2 pseudogenes are annotated in these 1,519 nt (G+C 47.1%); one reads left to right on the top strand and one right to left on the bottom strand.

Annotated elements, in window-relative coordinates:
- Positions 1-758 precede the first annotated feature (758 nt).
- Positions 759-998, bottom strand: a pseudogene (locus IM273_RS20645) (DUF933 domain-containing protein); the annotation flags it as partial.
- Between the two features lie 23 nt (positions 999-1,021).
- Here IM273_RS20645 and IM273_RS20635 point away from each other — a divergent pair.
- Positions 1,022-1,519, top strand: a pseudogene (locus IM273_RS20635) (RHS domain-containing protein); the annotation flags it as partial.

The raw sequence follows: 1,519 nt of genomic DNA, 5'->3' as shown, positions 1-1,519 counted from the left end.
AAAATTCATTTGCTAACTTTGTTAACCAATTAGTAGCAGAAGAGAATCTTTCTTAAAGTACACTTAAAAAATTTAATCAATTTATTTAATTCTATTGCTGTTGGTTTTATATTCTTAATTTTAATAAGACTCTGTAACGCAGATCATAGAGTTTTATTATAAAACAGCATGGCGCTTGGTGCTATGAACATACCGTGGATCCCAGGATGAATTAATCAGGTTAAAACATAAAAATATCCCAGCTAGCAATAGACAGGTTAAATAAAATTAATTGGTTTGTTAATCTTGGTAAGGCGACGACACTCCCTGTGGTTCTCCAGGCTCAGTCCCTTAGCTTGTTTATAAAAAGCCTCAATAGTGATGAATTGGAGAGTGCCACCCTAGAGGCTGTTAATGAAATAACGGGTTATCTCGCAATAAAACACACTGAAAAATATCAATACTGAAACTCTTTGGTCAAAGAAGCGAAGAAAGTTGTGGAGATTGATATTATCCCATAAATAATCTTCCCAGAGTCTGAGAAAATCTCAATGATTGAGAGCTTAAAATGGGATCTTGTCAATTACTTGCTTGAAGATGCGTATAGTTCTTTACTACGAGAACCGTTCTTTTTTAATGGATTGATTAATGTTTATGAAGCTAGTCATATGCCTTGTGGATGGTCAGGTATTTGGCCAGCGGGAAAACTAGTTATCTATTGATAGACTCGCAATAAAAAAATCCACGCCCTGGTGTGGATTTTTCTCATTCAAAACCAATCAAACGTTAAACAGAAAGTTCATCACGTCGCCATCTTTAACGATGTAATCTTTCCCTTCTGCACGCATCTTGCCTGCTTCTTTCGCGCCTGCGGTAAAGTAGGTCTGCAGATTCAGCAGCTCATAGCCTGCGCGGATCAAGCGGTTCAGGCCCGGCTCTTCCAGACCCAACTCGGCCATGAACTCTTCACGATCGGCGTCGTCCAGCTCTGGGATATCGGGTTCAACCGCGGCGCAAACCGCACCACAACATAACCTCACAGATCGAAGGATCTGCTGAGAAGGTCACGCACAACCGCCTGACGCAGCTGAACGGCATTCGCTGGCAGTATGACATACACGGCCGTACCGTGGAGAAGGATAACGGCCAGACCCGCTGGCACTACCGCTACGACGGCGAGCATCGCCTGACGGAAGTCATCAGCCAGCTGCAGGATCGCAACAGGCCGCAGACGCAGGTCAGCTTCCGCTACGATCCGCTCGGTCGGCGCATCAGCAAAACGCACCAGCAGATGCTGGGCGGTCAGCCAACCGGCAAGCCAGTTTGTCTGGGAAGGGTTCCGCCTGCTGCAGGAAGTGCACGGGGACGTGCCGCTGACCTACGTCTACAGCGATCAGGACAGCTACGATCCGCTGGCGCGTATTGACGGCGTTGATGCCCCGGAAATATTCTGGTTCCACTGCCAGCCCAACGGCACGCCGGAGCGGATGACGGATATCGAAGGGCAGGTGCGCTGGGAAGGGGTCAACAGCGCCTGGGG

The organism is Enterobacter cloacae complex sp. P13B (assembly GCF_014895915.1).
In the GTDB taxonomy this organism is placed as follows: Bacteria; Pseudomonadota; Gammaproteobacteria; order Enterobacterales; family Enterobacteriaceae; genus Enterobacter; species Enterobacter bugandensis.
The sequence above is the reverse complement of the archived record's forward strand: the minus strand, read 5'-3'. Positions and strand labels throughout refer to the sequence as shown.